The following is a 16794-nucleotide window of genomic DNA, read 5'->3' on the forward strand; positions in this document are numbered from 1 at the left end:
CTACCAGGAGCAATAAGCAATGGCAGAACCGCAGGATCCTTCCGCGGCTGTGCCTGCCAACCCCACGGTCGGGGCCGGGTCAACCGGTCCCGACCGTTCGGGCGTTGGTGGGAGACACCGAGCGCCGGAACCTCTCGAAGAACCGTCGGTATCCGAGGGCACAGGGATGTCCCTGACCAAGGTTCTGCCTGACTCTGCAGACACTCCGCCGCCCCCGCCGGATATGCCTCCACCACCGGCCGCCGACAAGCCGAAAAAGCGTCGACGCGTCCCACCGTGGGTGTTTGTCGCTCCGTCGTTGATCGTGCTCGCAGTCATCATCGTGTACCCGCTCGGGCGCGCGATCTGGATGTCGATGCACAGCGACGGCAAGAAACTCGATCCCGAGACCGGCATGTTCGTCACCGGTCAGTTCACGTGGTTCGACAACTACAAGAACTGGATCACCCAGTCCTGCAACACGGCGAACGGCGCTATTCCGTGTCCCCCCGGAACACTCGGCTCGCAGTTCTGGCAGTCGATCGGCAATACCTTCGGATTCACGATCGTCACGGTTCTGCTCGAGACGCTGATCGGTCTCTCGATGGCGTTGATCATGGCCAAGACTTTCCGTGGACGCGGTTTGCTGCGCGCCTCGGTCCTGATTCCGTGGGCCATCCCCACCGCCGTCACCGCGAAGTTGTGGTTCTTCATCTTTGCCAACGACGGCATCGCCAACAAGATTCTCGGTACCAACATCCTGTGGACGGCTGATCCCTGGCCGGCGCGGTTCGCGATCGTCGTCGCCGACGTCTGGAAGACCGCGCCGTTCATGGCACTGCTCATCCTCGCGGGCCTGCAGATGATTCCCGCCGACGTCTACGAAGCAGCCAAGGTCGACGGCGCAACCGCGTGGCAGCGCTTCCGCATGATCACGTTGCCGTTGGTCAAGCCCGCACTCATGGTGGCCGTGCTCTTCCGCACGATGGACGCCCTGCGCATGTACGACCTGCCCGCAATCATGATGGGATCCAATCCCGCTACGTCCACCATCTCGGTCCTGGTGGTCGATCAGATGCGCGTCGGCGCCAATTCGGCATCAGCACTGTCCACCATCACGTTCCTCATCATCTTCGCTGTGGCCTTCATCCTGGTCCGATTCCTCGGAGCCAACGCGGTCAGCACGCAGGAAAAGCAGCGGAATGGGGAGCCGGTATGAACAAGGCACTACGCGGCAAGATCGGCACCTACATCGGCGTCGTACTGATCATCGTGTGGGGACTCGCTCCCTGCTACTGGATGATCGTGACGGCGCTGCGCGACCCGGCGGACACGTTCTCGACGTCGCTGTGGCCCACCAATCTCACGTTCTCCAACTTCACCGCGGCGCTCGATCCCGATGCCAAGGTGAACTTCACCCGCGCCCTGATGAACAGCCTCATCATCGCCGGCGCAACCACTCTTGTCGCTTTGATCGTCGGTGTCTTCACGGCGTACGCGCTCTCACGGTTCGACTTCCGTGGCAAATACTTCGTCACCGGAATCATCCTCGGCGCGTCCATGTTTCCGGTCGTCGCACTTGTGACGCCGTTGTTCCAGATGTTCACGGACCTCGGGTGGATCGGCAGCTACAAGGCGCTGATCATTCCCAACATCTCGTTTGTCCTACCGCTCACGGTGTACACGCTGACCTCCTTCTTCTCCGAACTCCCCTGGGAACTCGAAGAAGCCGCGCGCATCGACGGCGCTACCCGCGGTCAAGCCTTCCGCCTGATCATGTTGCCGCTCGCCGCACCCGCACTGTTCACCACCGCGATCCTCGCGTTCATCGCGACGGTCAACGAGTACCTGCTGGCACTGCAGCTCTCGAGCGACAAAACGGCGCCCGTCACCGTGGCGATGGCCAAGTTCTCCGGCACCGATCCCTTCGTCACGCCGTACACGTCCATCATGGCCGGCGGAACCCTCGTGATGATCCCGCTCGTGATCATGGTTCTGATCTTCCAGCGACGGATCATCGCAGGTCTGACCGCAGGCGGCGTCAAGTCGTGATGCGGGCTTCGCGCGCGCGGTTCACATGAGGCGGGCTTCGCGCGCCCAGCGCATGGAGCTCATCGCCGGCTTCATCTCGGTGTTTGCTCTCATGGCGTTGATCAGCGCTGTGGTCGCAATAGTCAAAGGTGACCCCGGAGTGACCCCGTCACTGGTGCTGCTCGGTTGCGTCGTTGCGCTGGGCTTTGCATACCGCGGATACCGAAAAGCGGTTCGTGCGGAGCGTCGGCGATAGACCTCCCGGTAGTGTGACGTTTCGGTATCGCAGTTGCCGGGAGTTATCTGATCGAGACAACACCCTGGTGCAATGATGCTGTGAGGTCATGTCCCCGACCGGGAGTGTGTAAGTGAGTCCATCGAATAGATCGAATGCGGCAGGTGGTGCTGCATCGACTTCGCATCGCTCCGGCAACCCGGGAAAACCGGCCGAGAAGAAGCGCTCCAAGTGGCGGTTCGTCCGGCGGACGATCTACGTGCTCGTCCTGCTGATGATCATCGTGCCTGCGTCCGTGTTCGCTGTTGCCTACAGCCGCACGGAGGTTCCCCGTCCGGCTGACATGCAGAACGAACAGGTCTCCACCATCTACATGGCCGACGGCACCACGGTGCTCGGGAAGGTGGTGCCCCCGGAGGGGAACCGCACCGAAGTTGCGTTGTCGGCCATCCCGATCCATGTTCGTGACGCCGTCATTTCTGCCGAGGACCGCAATTTCTACACCAACCCGGGCTTCTCGATTTCTGGGTTCGCACGCGCGGCCCGAGACAACATCATGGGCAAGGCAAGCGCCGGCGGTGGGTCCACCATCACGCAGCAATACGTGAAGAACGTGTTGGTCGGCGACGAGCGCAGTATCGACAGAAAGCTGCGTGAGCTTGTCATCTCCGCCAAGATGGCGCGCGAGTGGTCCAAGGACGACATCCTCGCGGCTTATCTGAACACCATTTACTTCGGCCGCGGCGCGTACGGCATCGCCGCCGCGTCGAACGCGTACTTCGACAAGCCGGTCAGTGACCTGACCGTCGGCGAAGGCGCTGTTCTCGCGTCGGTGATCCAGAGTCCGTCGTTCCTCGACCCGGAGACCAATCTCCCCGCCCTCGAAGCGCGATGGAACTACGTGCTGAACGGAATGGTCGATCTGGGGACGCTTGCCAAGGCGGACCGTGAGGCGATGACGTTTCCCGTTGTCGCGGCGGCCAACCGCCCCACCGATCTGAATCAGGCTCCCGGCCCGGAAGGCCACATCAAGGCGCAGGTCCTCAAGGAACTCGCCGAAGCCGGTATCAGTGACGAGACGCTGAATACCGCCGGTCTGCAGATCACGACCACTATCGACCCTCAGGCGCAGGCAGCCGCACTCAACGCGGTGAGCAAGAACCTCGACGGGGAACCGGAGGAACTGCGCACTGCGGCGGTATCCATCAACCCGCGAACCGGTGGAGTGTCCGCGTACTACGGCGGCACGGACGGCGCTGGTTTCGACTACGCCCAGGCGCCGCTGCAGACGGGTTCGGCGTTCAAGGTCTTCGGACTGGTGGCCGCGTTGATGGAAGACATCCCGCTCTCGGCTCGCTTCGACAGTTCACCGCTCACGATCAACGGCGTGACCATCGGTAACGTCGGCGGCGAATCCTGTGGAACCTGCACCATCGCCGAAGCGCTGAAGCGTTCGCTCAACACCAGTTTCTACCGCCTGATGCTGTCGATGGAGGACGGTCCGCAGAAGATCGCCGACGCAGCTCACCTGGCCGGCATCCCCGAGCGTATTCCCGGGCTCGACTACCCCACCCTGACCCAGGCGGGCGATCCGCCGGAGAACGGAATTGTGCTCGGGCAGTATCAGTCCCGAGTCATCGACATGGCTTCCGCCTATGCCACTCTCGCCAACTCCGGGGTTTATCAGCAGCCACACTTCATCCAGAAGGTGGTGACGGCCGAAGGTGAAGTTCTCCTCGATCGCCCGGTCTCCCCTGGTGAGCGTCGACTCGACGCGGCCGTCGCCGAGAACGTCACGCAGGCGATGCTGCCGATCGCGTCGTACTCCAACGGCCACGCGCTGGCCGGCGGTCGCGCCGTTGCTTCGAAGACCGGCACCGCTCAGCTCGGTGACACCGGTCAGAACAAGGACGCCTGGATGGTCGGTTACACGCCGTCCTTGTCCACGGCGGTGTGGATCGGCACTTCGGATGCCCAGGCCATCACCAACTACAACGGCGGATTGATTTACGGTTCGGGGCTTCCTGCCGATATCTGGAAGAGCACGATGGACGGCGCTCTGAAGGGGTCCGACGTCGAGACGTTCCCGTGGCCGGATCCGATCGGTGGACAGGCCGGTGTTCCCGCCAACTCCGGTGCGACGTCTCCGAACGACCGCAGTACCGGGGCAGCTACTCCGCCTTCCACCACTCTGAACATTCCGGGACTGCCGCCGGTGGAAATTCCGCAGATCCCGCAGCGGCCCCGTTCGATCGAGATTCTTCCGGGCATCGTCATTCCGTTGCCCGGCTGATCGGTCGCACCGGCCGGAGCTACTGCGTGCCGCTGCCTTTTCGCGGCAGGACTACAACGCGCAGTGCCTGGCGCAGGTGGGCAATCGCCTGAGTCCAGGCGAGTTTCTCGCCGGTGCACAATTCGATGTCTTCGCCGCCGACGGCGACAGCGTTTGTCAGGGCGTTATGCCATTCGGCTTCCTGCTCCTGACTGATACGCAGATACTCGAGGATGGTGTCGCGGTCGCGTCCGCAGATTTCTGCGACGTCGTCGGGGGTGAGTCCCCCGGTCACGTCGGCGTCGAGTTCAAGGATCGACATGAGTGCGGGCGGAAACTCGTTGCAGTCGTGCCATTCGACGGAAGAGCCGTCGAAAACGGCATTGAGCCCGTCGCTGTCTGATTCGTCAGTGGAGAACAGCTCCCCATCGGCTCGAATCGGTTGCCCACCAAGTTCTTCGGCGAGTTCGTCCGACGCGTCGGCCAGTTCGGCGAAGGACCGGATCGTTCGCAGTAGATGATCGGGCGCAAACGGGGCGGCGTCGACCCGGGCCACGCCGAGAACGCTCTGTTCCACCAGGATGAGCTTGATGGTGGGCCACTGCCGATTGAGTTGGGACAGAACAAGAGCCGCATGGTTCATGTCGGGTATCGAGTGAACGACCCGAGAGAAAACTTCGACGTACTGGTCGTCTTCGAGCACGCGAATATACGTGATCTGTTCTCCCCGAACGAGCGGGATGTCGCCGTCGTCGTCGCGTTCGGGGGTGTAGTCGAGAAGCCGGCCGAGAGCGTTGTCGACCAGCTCGTTCAACGAGTCGTATTCGCTGGCATTCGTCTGACCGTTGTCGAACGCCGGAATATCTTCGCGGCCGCTCACCCGTACGCCGAGAAAACTCGGGTGCGCGATGCTCCACATGTCGCCGAGCACTCGCAACGCTTGTGCAACCACGCCGTCGGGCCGGGACCGATCCACATCGATGTAGAAGGACAGGGAGCCGTTGCCGGTGTTGTCATGCTCGCATTGGTCGGGGCGATTGAATCCCCACCCGATCAGCGACTCGTGATCTTCGGGTTCGAGCATCCGCAACGGGTGCAGGAATTGATTGGACGGTACCTCGCACCTGATGCGGGTCTGATCCCACGCAAAGAACTGGATGCACGCGGGCGCGTAGTCGAGGTTGTCTTGCGAGTCGTGCTGCGATTCCACGACGAGGGTGTCGTTGTCCTGCATTGCCGTGATGTACCGAGACAGGCGAGTCCCGAATGCAGTCCAGGCGGCAGTGATCTCGAGATCGAAAGTGTGCTCCGACATCGACGCTCCTTCACGGGTGGGGTTCTACCGGTCAAGGGGCTTGCCGACTTTTTTCGAACCCCTGCCGTCAAGCCCTTGGCGTGAGAGTAGCGGTTGGCGCCGACAACTGCCGTGAACTGCGCGCCGCGAAAGCAAAACCCGCGCTCATGAGTACCGTCGCGCCGGTCAGGCAGAGCGGATAGCCGATGTGGGGTTCGAGGAGGGAGAAGACGAACGGCACCGCAAAACCCACGTAGACGAAGCAGTAGAAGAGCGCGATCGTCCCAGCCAGATCCTCCGCGGTGGCGTTCTTCTCGACGATGACCAAACCGCACACCAGTAGGACACCGTAGGCGGAGCCGAGTAACACCGACGCGACGACGATGAGCGAGACCGACAAGCCGCCGTCGGTCGACAACGCGATACCGGCAGTCAGGAAACCGGCAGCGGCGAGTACCACGCCCGTTCCCACGGCTGTCATGTCTCCGTGGGTGGAGAGCCTCCGAGCCCAGGGCTGAACGAGTGCGCCGGTGAGCAGCGTGAGCGCGGCAATCGTGCCGGTGAAGGCGATCGACAACGATCCCGTGGAGTCGGCGGCGTGCGGAGGGAGCGTCGTGAAGGCGACCGCCGCAGTGCCGAACACCCAGGGCGCCCATGGTGCGACCCCGCCGACGAAGTACCGGCTCCGTAGCGCGGTCAGACGCAGTTTTGTGCCGGCACGTCGGCCGGTGCGGGTTTCGGGGGCACCCCACACCACCACGCCGGCGCCGATCATCAAGGCGATGTGGGCCAGGTACGGCACAACTTCGGGAGCGGGCAGCCACTGAGCGATCAGGCCACCGAACAATCCCCCGCAACCGAAGCCCGCCGAGAGCGAGATAGCGGCGCGGCGTGCACCTGCGCCGGGGCCGTCGGCCTCACTGAGTTCCTTGATCCACGCGCCGCCGGCGGCAAACGCCATGCCCGACGCGATGCCGGCGAAGATGCGTCCGACGTAGAGCAGAGCGGGCAGATCCGCTCCCGCGACGAGAATGAGCGACGACGCGACGGCCACCGCGATCATGGGGCGGATGACAAACCGTCGGCCGCGACGGTCGGAGAGTTGTCCGAAGTAGAGGAGCGACGGAATGAGCCCCAACGCGTAGGTGCCGAGCATCGCGGCAAACGCGGAACTGCCGAGTCCCGAATGCTCGCGATAGACGAGTTGTAGCGGTGCGAACTGGTTGGCGCCCCAACTCACCGCGAACACGGCAAAGGCAACTCGAATCCACGGAACCGGCATCTCACCGATCCTTCCTCACAGCGGCGCCGGCCGTTGTGGCAAAACCTCACATCGTTCGAGCTGTGGGTATGTGCATTGTGGTCGTTTCCCGGTCCGGATGCCGGCCCTAGTCTCGGCAGCGGCGTTGAACGATGACAAGAGGTGTGCGATGAGTCGTGAGAACTGGGTGGGCCGGGATGCACGAACCATTGCCGCGGCGGTCGGAGCGGGCCAGGTGTCGGCGCGAACCGTCGTCGAGCAGCATCTGCGCCGTGTCGCCGAGTGCAACGGTGACCTCAATGCCCTGGTCACCGTCTGTGCGGAGCAAGCGCTCGATGCCGCGGACGGACTGGACGACCAACGCCGTCTCGGAAAGAACCTCGGTCCGTTGGCCGGTGTTCCGTTCACGGTGAAGGACCTGATCGCGACCGCCGGCGTGCGCACCACGGCTGGTTCGCGAACGCTGACCGACAATGTCCCCACCGTCGACGCCCCTGCCGTTGCTGCGTTCAAAGCCGCGGGCGCAATTCTGATCGGAAAGACCAACACTCCGGAGTTCGGGGCGTGTGGGCTGACGCGCAACGAACTGTTCGGAACGACGGCAAGCCCGGTGCGGCCCGATGGTGTTGTCCGCTCGCCCGGGGGGTCGAGTGGTGGTGAATCTGCGTCGATCGCCGCCGGGATGAGTGTGCTCGGCCTCGGTACGGATTTCGGCGGTTCGGTGCGGTGGCCCGCGCACTGCACCGGTCTCAGTTCTGTTCGGCCGACGATCGGCCGGATTGATCCGGAAGGGCAGTACCCGGGTGTGCTCTCTGGGGGTCGGCTACTGGCCAACCCGGCAACAATGCACGGAACTATCCAGACCGTCGGCCCGCTGGCTCGCAACCTAGGAGACGTCACACTTGCGCTGCGTGTCCTGTCGAGGCCCTATGTCGAGTGGACGGAGCCCGACTCCGTGTGCGTCGACGATCTCGACATCCGGTGGGCGCCGGGCGAGGGAACAATGCCCGTCGACGACGAGATCGTGGCGGCGGTTCGGTCGGCGGCGCGCAGTCTCGACGCGCGTGAGTACGACGGTCGTTCCCTGGGCAGGGGGAACGCCTTGTTCGGTGCATTGCGATCAGTCGAGACACACGCGGATATTCTTGCCCTTCACGGAGATTCAGCGCACTCCTACGACCGGGACATTGCCGCGATCCTGGCTGCTGTGCACGAGCGGACCAGCGCGGACGTCGAAGCTCTGTGGGCGGATCGAGCGGTGCTGATCGATGAATTCCTCAGCGAGACAGGCGATGTCCTGATCCTTCCGGTTGCGTCCGTTCTGGCTCCTCCGATAGGTGTGGAGAGTTTCGAGGTAAATGGCCAGAGCCTCACCTGGATGGATGCCTTGGCGAGTTCGCGGGCCGTCAGCGTGCTCGGGGTCCCCTCGGTTGTCGCGCCGATAGGATTCTCGCGCAACGGTTTACCGATCGGCGTGCAGGTAGTGACGCGCCCGTTCCATGAGCACGTGGCGTTGGCGGTGGCGGCGCGGATGACGACGACCGCGTCGACTCTAGTCTGACTTCCACCGTTCGGATTCGGCGGCGAACCGTTCTGCGTACGCGTTTGCCAGTTCGTGAAGCGTGTCGACGCAGTCTCCGTAAAACGTGGACGTGTGCATGGTCGCCAGAATCCGGGGCTCGAGATCTGCCAGAGCGCGGATCGTGGGTTCGAGATCCGGCGTCAGAGCGGTGGCATGTCCCAAGTCTTCGGCTTCCAGTGCGGGGCCGATGATGTCGTGCTCGGTCGTGGTGGGGTGGTTCCCGAACGCGGTGAACAGGTCACCACAGAAGAGGGTCGACGTTGTCTCCTCGAACATCAGGCCCGCGTCCCAGCCGTGCGGGACGTGTGGTGTGTCGATGTGCCGAACGCGTCGGATGCCTGTTTCGAGAACATCGCCGTCCTGCAGGGGAATTGGTGGCCGGTCGGCAAGATCGTTGACTTGAACGAAGCACCCCATGGCACCGTGCGCGACCTGGGCGTCCGGTGCGGCCGCGAGCCACGAATTCATCGCCCCGCATTCGTCGGCCTCGACATGTCCGAACGTGATCCATTTCAACCGGCTGATGTCGATCAACTGCGACAGTGCGTCCGAGACCGAGGTGAACAACGCTCGCTGCCCGGAGTGGAAGAGCAGGGGTTCCTCACCGTCGACAAGAAATTGGTTCATTGCGAGGTTGGCTTCCGGAACAAATGTCGACAGGCGGTAGATGTCCGGCGCGATCTCGGTGATCGTAGTGCTCATCGCTGTGCTCCGATCAGGGCTTTAGTACAGATTGAGCTGTCTTCTCCAGCCTTGTCGCCGCGCTGAGCATGCACAAGACTCTGGAATAGTGGAGGGCGTGTTCGTACTGCTGCTGACAGGCCCGCCCGGCGCGGGAAAGAGTTCCGTTTCGACCGCGCTTCACGACCGGCTCGGCGAGGCGGGCGTGAAGAACGCGATGATCGAGGTCGACGAACTGGAGCGGTGTTACCCGCCACTGGGAACCGAACGGGCTATCGCGCACGTCGAGATGCTGTGCACGTCGTACCGGGAGGCGGGCTACGAACTCCTGTTCCTCACTGCGACCGTCGAGGACGACGACTACGGGCACGCTCTGCTGACCGCGACGGGAGCTGACGGTCGCCTGCTGGTACGGCTCGAAGCCGATCCGGATACGTTGCGCAGCAGAATCATCGAGCGTGAACCGGCCAACTGGGCAGGGTTGGATCAGCTGGTGGAAGCGTCACAACTCCTGGCCGGTGCGATGCCGTCGCTGAGCGGGGTCGACCTGGTTCTGAGCACCGAAGGTCGAGACCCCGAAAGTGTCGCCGACGATGTGGAAGCTGCTCTGCCTGATGACATCTTGGTGCGTGGTCAGATCACCGCGTTCTGACGTAGGTCGTCGATTTCCGCAGGGCACAAGCCGAATTCGGCCAGTATCGCTTCCGTGTCGCCGCCGAGAGTCATGGGCGGAGCGTTCTTGACGGGGAGGGCTTGGCCGTCGACCCAGAAGGGGCCCCGCAGGATCGGAATGGAGCTACCGTCAGGGCTCTGGGTCTGCTCGACCATCTGCAAGGCCTGAACCTGGGGATCGGAGAACACTTGATCGATGGTGTGAATGGGACCGCACGGAATGCCGGCGCCACGAATTTCGGTGATCCACTGCGCCGCGCCCTTCGCGGTGAGAAGTTCCGTGAGTTCCTTGGTCAGCTGGTCGCGATGTGCCAAACGGTCTTTGCCCGTGGCGTATTCGGTGCGAAATGCAAGATCGGAGTCACCGAGCACCGCGCACAGTGCGATCCAGTGCTTGTCCGAACCGGTGGCGATGTTGATCGGGAAATCCGCGGTGTCGAATGCGCCGTACGGCGTGATCGTGGGATGAGTATTGCCGTTCGGCGTCGCAACCCGTCCGGTGCTCAGGTAGTCCTGGGCCTGGAACGTCATGATCGAGATCGCAGATTCGAGTAGAGACGTCTGCACGCGGTGGCCTCGGCCGTCGCGTCCCCGCGAAGCGAGGGCGGCGGTGATTCCCAGCGCCGCGTAGATACCCGAAACCGTGTCGATGACAGGGATTCCCACGCGCATCGGGCTCTGATCGCCGGCGCCGGTCACCGACATCAGTCCGGACATGCCCTGGGCGACCTGATCGAGTCCCGGTGCGAACCGGTCGGGACCGACCGGGCCGAAGCCACTGATGCTCATGATGACGATTCCCGGGTTTTCCTTTTCGAGGGAATCGGGATCGAGGCCCATGTCGGTGAGCACGCCGGGGCGGAAGTTCTCCACGATCACGTCGGCCTCGACGGCCAAGCTGCGCAGTAGATTTCGGCCGCGCGGGCTGCGCATGTCTAGTGCGAGTGATCGCTTGCCGCGGTTGACCGCCGCGAAGTACAAACTCTGATCACCGTCGAAAGGCGGCCATTGACGTGAACTGTCACCGCTTCCCCGGGTTTCCACTTTCACCACGTCGGCACCGAAATCGGATAGCAGTGAGGTACACAGTGGCCCGGCGAGCGCTCGGGTGAGGTCGAGAACTTTGATACCGCGCAGCAATTGATCCATCGAAGTGATCCTCGGTTCTGGAGAGTCTGGCCTGGCACTCGAGAATGGTCGAGAGCCCGGTTTGATTCGACGGCGACATTGCACAACGAGGAGCCCCGGATTTCGGCGCAATGTGTGACAGGCAGGATTGCGGCGGCCCTATACCGTGAACTTTCTACAGACGTACACCGAGAACGGGAGGCGGGGCGATGCGCGATATTTCCACCCACTTGGCGCAGTGGTACGCCCGCGGCGAGGATTTTGCACTCGCGACCGTGGTCCGAACGTGGCGCTCGTCGCCGCGGATGCCGGGCGCGTCGATGGCGGTTTCCACCTCCGGTGAGGTGGTCGGCAGTGTCTCGGGTGGTTGCATCGAGGGGGCGCTGTACGAGATCGCCCAGGAGGTTCTTGCCGACGGCAAAAGCCGGGTCGAGGTCTTCAGTGTCTCGGACGATGACGCTATCGGAGTGGGTCTGACCTGCGGCGGAACCATCGAGGTGTTCGTCAGGGCGGTGACGCGGGACTTCACTGATTTCGGCGTGGTGTGTGAGCGCATCGAGGCAGATGCTCCGGTTGCCGTGGTGACCGAGGTCCGTCCCGGCGCCGCCGCGCGTCACGCGGTTGTCGGCGACGGTCACAGCGGTGATCTCCAGGCAACCGCCGGTTACAGCGGTGATCTACGGGCGACCGCTGCAGAGGTGGCCGAGGTCCGTCGCGCAATGGAAACCGGTGAGTCGGTGGCTTTTGTCGCCCCGGCTGGAACATTGGTGGCGTCGGAGCACGACGTGCTCGTCGAGATCTTTGCGCCGCTGCCCCGCATGTACGTGTTCGGCGCCATCGACTTTGCCGCAGCTATGTGCACGTTGGGTGCGTTTGCCGGCTATCGCGTCAGCGTTGTCGATGCGCGTCCGGTTTTCGCGACCAGGGCGCGTTTCCCCGCCGCACACGACGTGGTGGTGATGTGGCCGCACAAGTTCCTCGAAACGGCGCCGATCGACGGGCGTACCGTCCTGGCGGTACTCACCCATGACGAGAAGTTCGACATTCCGTTGCTCGAAGTAGCGCTGCGCTCGGACGCGGCGTATGTGGGAGCGATGGGAAGCCGTTCGACGCATGAGCGTCGAGTAGCTCTGTTGAAGGAATGTGGTGTCACCGACGACGAGTTGGCGCGGCTGCACTCACCGATCGGACTGGATCTGGGGGCTCGAACACCGGAGGAGACTGCGGTGTCCATCCTTGCCGAGATGACAAAAACGCTGCGCAATGCGTCCGGGCTGGAATTGCGTGAGCTGCACGGGCCGATCCACCCGCCGCCGCAAGAGAATCCGGCCTTCGCTACGCGGGTCGTCTGAGCGCACCGCGGACGGTGGCACTGAAAAAGGGACATCTGTTATTCGGTGGGGATAAGATCGTTTCTTTGGTGAACTGTTGTCCCCGAGTAGAAGCGAAATTGAGGTGCCTGTCCAGTGGTTGACGCGGCCGTACCGGCATCCGAGCTCAATGTCGTTCTCTCCGAACTTCTTCGAACTTCTCTCCTTCCGCGGGGTGCATGTGTGGCGGGTGCTGTCGACGACGTGACGGTCACCGAGGTCGGCTTCATGGCCGTCCCTGACATCGGACCGTGGTTGCATCGCGGGCAGTTGTTGATCACGACTCCGGAAACGCTTGCCCGAGTGAGTGAACCGTTCCGGTCGTTTATCTCACGGTTGTCCACGCGCGGTGTTGCGGCACTGGCAGTTCAGTTCGGTGGCGACGGAGATACTGTGGCGCCGGAGTTGATCGACGCCGCCGAGGCGGTCGGTTTTCCGGTCATCGTCTTCCATGGTGCCTGCGAACACCACGCGGTGAACAACCGCGTGGCAGTCGAGTCGGAACAGATCGACGCGATGTTCGGTGCGGAGCGACTTCGCCGACTTCTGGTGGATGTCGTGATGAGTAGCGGTGGGCTCCCCGAATTGGCAGAAGTCATTGCGCGGGAGATGAAGGGTGCAGCCCTTGTCACGACGTCCGACGGACGAGAGATCTGCCATGCCGGGCCGTCCGCGGAGTGGAAGCGGTTGTCGAGCAGTCCCGCCGTGGATTCGACGGGGCGTCTGCGCACCGATTGTGTCGAAGGTGGACTCGGATTGCACGAGTTCGACGGTCGGTTCATTGCGGTCGCGGCGATTTCCGCCACTCACATCGATCACGGGCGCCTGGCTTTGTTCAGTGGCGAACGTGGGCTCAGCAGTTACGACCTGTACCTGATCGAGCGAGCGGCATCGGTGTGCGCACTGGTCATCACCCGTGAGCAAGCGGTGGCATCGGTGGAGGAACGCCATCGTGCCAATTTCGTTCACGATCTACTCCTCGGTCGAGCCGGCGACCACGATCATGTTGTCTCCCATGCCAAGACATTCGGCTGGGACTTCGATCGTCCTCTGGTGGTCGTCTCGATCGAGCCGGATCCCGTCGACGAACCGGTGACTGCGATGCCGGCGCGGCTACCCGTCGTGGATCGGCAGGCCATGGCGTTCTCCGGCGCAATTGCGCACCGTGATCGCGGTGCGGCAGTGACCGCGCTGACGGGTGAGACGGTGATCGTGATGGGCGTCGGTACCGACACTATGGCCTTGGTGCGCGAACTTGCCACCGTTGTTCGCGGCGAAGGTGGAGGTGGGAGAAGGCCGTTCAGTGTCGGAGTCTCCCGTCCGGCCGCAGCGATCGAGGCGGTCCCGACGCTGTACGCGCAGGCGCGCACCGCCCTCACCGTCGGACGTCGAATTTCCGGGCCGTGGACGGTGACGCAGTTCGACGACCTGGGTGTCTACCGGTTGTTGAGTCTGGTGGAGGACCAGAACGAATTGGAGACATTCGCGCGGGAGACGTTGCGCGAATTGACCGAGGAAACCGCAGAGGCGCAAGACATGCGGAACACCTTGGAGGTCTTGTTGGCAACGAACATCAACATTGCGGAGACTGCGCGAAAACTTCACTTTCATTACAACACACTGCGTTACAGGGTTGTTAAGCTGGAGAAAATGTTGGGGCCGTTCACGGCACAACCAGAACTTCGGCTGGATTTGTCTCTAGCACTGAAGATAATCGCGATGCGGGGCATCAATCACTAATATTGCCAATCTCGGTCACGTCGATCTGGCAGATTGTCATCACGTCCACACCCTTCGGCTGTAATAACGTTTCACTCCTAATCACGGTGTTTTGTGAGCTGGAGCACAGCGCTGCGACACCTTCCTCTGCACGAAAGGTCCCATCATGCCGATTTGGACGTTGCACGGAGATGGAAAGAACATCGCTCCCGGCGAAGTGGTTGCTCCCGGTGAGCGACTCAGCTGGGGAAGGACGATCGGGCTGGGCGGGCAGCACGTGGTGTCGATGTTCGGTGCGACGTTTGTCTTCCCGATCATCATGGGGCTCAATCCTCAACTCGCCGTGATGATGTCGGGCTTCTGTACGATCTTCTTCCTGCTGGTGGTCAAGGGACGCATTCCCAGCTATCTCGGAACGTCGGCGGCCTTTGTCGGTGGTATCGCTGCTATCCGCGCACAAGGCGGAACGTCGGCCGAAGTAACCGGCGCGATCCTCGTGGCCGGCCTGGTCCTGGCGGCCATCGGTGTCGCCATCCACTTCCTGGGCGGCGGCATCGTCTTCAAGGTTCTGCCGCCGGTGGTCACCGGCGCCGTCGTGATGCTGATCGGGTTCAACCTGGCGCCCGTCGTAGCGGGGTTGTACTGGCCGCAGGATCAGTGGGTGGCCATGATCGTCATGGTTGCCTTGATCGTCATGAGTGTGGCCCTACGCGGCTTCATGGCACGCATCGCGATCTTCCTGGCGTTGATTTTCGGCTACGTGCTGTCGTGGATTCTCGACAAGGTATTCGGCACGATCACGTCGTACGACGCCGGGACCGGTGAGATCACTGAGCACTTCCGGGTCAATTGGGATTCCGTGCAGTCGGCGTCGTGGTTCGGCCTGCCGCCGTTCTCGGACGAGGCCAACGGCATCGTCGGTATCCACGCTCCGTCGTTCAGTCTCACGTTCATCGTTCTCGTCCTTCCCGGCGTCATCGCGCTGATCGCGGAGAACGCAGGCCACGTCAAGGCTGTCGCCGAAATGACCGGTGACGATCTCGATCCGTACATGGGACGCGCACTGGCAGGCGACGGTTTTGCCACCGCAATCGCCAGCAGCGTCGGCGGTTCCCCCACCACGACGTATGCCGAGAACATCGGTGTCATGGCGGCAACTCGCGTGTACTCCACCGCTGCGTACGCCTGCGCCGGCATCGTGGCCATGCTGCTCGGTTTCTCCCCCAAGTTCGGTGCCGTCATCTCGGCAACGCCCGGCGGTGTTCTCGGCGGCATCACAGTGGTTCTCTACGGCATGATCGGCCTGCTCGGAGCGAAGATCTGGAAGGAGAACGGTGTCGACTTCGGGAATCCGCTGAACATGATGCCGATCGCAGCCGGTCTCATCATCGGTATCGGCGACACGGCCCTGAAGTTCAGTGACACCTTCTCGCTCAGTGGCATCGCGCTCGGCACCATCGTCGTGATCGTGATGTATCACTTCTGCCAGTACCTCGGATCCAGGAACCCGGAACTGAACCAGCCGGTCGTCAAGCCGACGCCCCGCCATTCCTCCGACGATCGGGAAGAACCTGCGCCGCAGCTCACGTGATGCCAAGTCGAATGTGTGCCAGGCATTGTGCGTGACCGTTGTCACATCTCCACAAAACGTGAAGTGTCCGATCAAGGCAGGATTGAGTAATGAAACCGTCGCCGCTGACTTATCACCGACCGTCCTCGGTCGAGGACGCGTGCCGCATCCTCTCGGAGGTCTCCCACGAGGGGAAAGTCCTCGCGGGCGGGCAATCGCTGATCCCGTTGCTGTCCATGCGCCTGGCCGCTCCGGCTCACATCGTCGACATCGGGTCGATCCCGAACCTTGATTCGGTGACCTCCAGCGAAGGCGGCGGAGTGACGTTTCAGGCATTGGCCACGCACTCGGTTCTGGCAGCCGACGAGGGTGCTCGCCGCGTCCAACCGCTGCTCGGACGGGCATTGCAGTTGGTCGCGCACCCCACTATCCGTAACCGTGGGACAACCGTTGGATCCATCGTGCACGCCGATCCGTCGGCCGAGATGCCTGCGGTGTTGACGTTGCTCGGTGGCAACGTGACGGTCCAGTCGGTGCGTGGGACGCGAGAAATCGCTTCGGAGGACCTTTTTGCGGGGCCTCTCGAATCGACGTTGGAGTCGGACGAGATCGCGGTGTCGGTGTCAGTGCCGGGGACAGAAGACGGTGTCGGCACTGCCGTCGACGAGATCGCCAGACGCCACGGCGATTACGCCATGGTCGGTGTGGTCGCTCGAGTTCGGGTGGTCGACGGTGTGGTGGCGGGCGCGCACATGACGTATGTGTCCGCCGGTGAACTCGGCCAGGTCGTGGACTACTCGGACGTGCTGGCGGGCGCGTCGGCGACGGATTCCCGAGATCCGCTCTGGCGCAGTCTGGGAGAGATCGCCCGGGAGCAGATCGACACCGAGGCCGACATTCACGGGACCGCGCGATATCGCTCGCAACTGGTGTCGGCTCTGACCGCGCGGGTGGGTTTTGCGGCGGCAACAGATGCACTACCGGCAGGAAAGCGGTGACC

The 16794-nt window shown here is 62.9% G+C and carries 14 protein-coding genes; 10 read left to right on the top strand and 4 right to left on the bottom strand.

What is annotated here, in order from left to right:
* Window positions 1-19 precede the first annotated feature (19 nt).
* From ACFRFQ_RS13355 to ACFRFQ_RS13370, 4 genes are all read left to right on the top strand, one after another.
* Window positions 20-1198 (top strand): carbohydrate ABC transporter permease, encoded by a 1179-nt coding sequence (locus ACFRFQ_RS13355; protein WP_378658020.1) that lies wholly within the window; start codon window positions 20-22, stop codon window positions 1196-1198.
* A complete protein-coding gene (locus ACFRFQ_RS13360) occupies window positions 1195-2031 on the top strand; it encodes a carbohydrate ABC transporter permease (RefSeq protein ID WP_378658022.1) in 837 nt (278 codons plus the stop codon). The genes ACFRFQ_RS13355 and ACFRFQ_RS13360 overlap by 4 nt, the downstream gene beginning before the upstream one ends.
* 25 nt (window positions 2032-2056) lie before the next feature.
* Complete coding sequence (locus ACFRFQ_RS13365) at window positions 2057-2266, top strand: hypothetical protein (protein ID WP_378658024.1); 210 nt, start codon at window positions 2057-2059, stop codon at window positions 2264-2266.
* Window positions 2267-2378: 112 nt separating this feature from the next.
* Complete coding sequence (locus ACFRFQ_RS13370) at window positions 2379-4538, top strand: transglycosylase domain-containing protein (protein ID WP_378658027.1); 2160 nt, start codon at window positions 2379-2381, stop codon at window positions 4536-4538.
* 19 nt (window positions 4539-4557) lie between these two features.
* Here the strand turns inward: ACFRFQ_RS13370 and ACFRFQ_RS13375 are convergent, their stop codons facing one another.
* Entirely contained in the window at window positions 4558-5832 is a 1275-nt protein-coding gene (locus tag ACFRFQ_RS13375) for a YbjN domain-containing protein (protein ID WP_378658029.1), read from the bottom strand.
* A gap of 67 nt (window positions 5833-5899) precedes the next feature.
* Entirely contained in the window at window positions 5900-7093 is a 1194-nt protein-coding gene (locus tag ACFRFQ_RS13380; protein ID WP_378658032.1) for an MFS transporter, read from the bottom strand.
* A gap of 148 nt (window positions 7094-7241) precedes the next feature.
* On the opposite strand from ACFRFQ_RS13380, the gene ACFRFQ_RS13385 reads away from it, so the two are divergent.
* On the top strand, window positions 7242-8633 hold the full coding sequence (locus ACFRFQ_RS13385; protein WP_378658035.1) for an amidase: 1392 nt from the start codon (window positions 7242-7244) through the stop codon (window positions 8631-8633).
* Here the strand turns inward: ACFRFQ_RS13385 and ACFRFQ_RS13390 are convergent.
* Window positions 8625-9356, bottom strand: coding sequence for an MBL fold metallo-hydrolase (locus ACFRFQ_RS13390; RefSeq protein WP_378658039.1), 732 nt, complete (start codon window positions 9354-9356; stop codon window positions 8625-8627). The two genes, ACFRFQ_RS13385 and ACFRFQ_RS13390, sit on opposite strands and share 9 nt — an antisense overlap.
* Before the next feature lie 97 nt (window positions 9357-9453).
* Here ACFRFQ_RS13390 and ACFRFQ_RS13395 point away from each other — a divergent pair, with 97 nt between their 5' ends.
* Window positions 9454-9987, top strand: a complete 534-nt coding sequence (locus ACFRFQ_RS13395) for an AAA family ATPase (protein WP_378658042.1) — start codon at window positions 9454-9456, stop codon at window positions 9985-9987.
* Here the strand turns inward: ACFRFQ_RS13395 and ACFRFQ_RS13400 are convergent.
* Window positions 9969-11156, bottom strand: a complete 1188-nt coding sequence (locus ACFRFQ_RS13400) for a CaiB/BaiF CoA transferase family protein (protein ID WP_378658045.1) — start codon at window positions 11154-11156, stop codon at window positions 9969-9971. The genes ACFRFQ_RS13395 and ACFRFQ_RS13400 overlap by 19 nt on opposite strands.
* 188 nt (window positions 11157-11344) lie before the next feature.
* Here ACFRFQ_RS13400 and ACFRFQ_RS13405 point away from each other — a divergent pair, with 188 nt between their 5' ends.
* The 4 genes from ACFRFQ_RS13405 (at window position 11345) to ACFRFQ_RS13420 (ending at window position 16792) form a co-directional block, all read left to right on the top strand.
* Complete coding sequence (locus ACFRFQ_RS13405) at window positions 11345-12487, top strand: XdhC family protein (protein ID WP_378658047.1); 1143 nt, start codon at window positions 11345-11347, stop codon at window positions 12485-12487.
* Between the two features lie 114 nt (window positions 12488-12601).
* Entirely contained in the window at window positions 12602-14245 is a 1644-nt protein-coding gene (locus ACFRFQ_RS13410) for a helix-turn-helix domain-containing protein (protein ID WP_378658050.1), read from the top strand.
* A gap of 145 nt (window positions 14246-14390) precedes the next feature.
* Window positions 14391-15815 carry a uracil-xanthine permease family protein gene (locus tag ACFRFQ_RS13415; RefSeq protein WP_378658053.1) on the top strand — a complete coding sequence of 475 codons (1425 nt, stop codon included), beginning with the start codon at window positions 14391-14393 and terminating at the stop codon, window positions 15813-15815.
* 89 nt (window positions 15816-15904) lie between these two features.
* Window positions 15905-16792 carry an FAD binding domain-containing protein gene (locus ACFRFQ_RS13420; RefSeq protein WP_378658055.1) on the top strand — a complete coding sequence of 296 codons (888 nt, stop codon included), beginning with the start codon at window positions 15905-15907 and terminating at the stop codon, window positions 16790-16792.
* Window positions 16793-16794: the final 2 nt, after the last annotated feature.

This window comes from Rhodococcus sp. NPDC056743, assembly GCF_042790355.1.
Lineage (GTDB): Bacteria > Actinomycetota > Actinomycetes > Mycobacteriales > Mycobacteriaceae > Rhodococcus_F.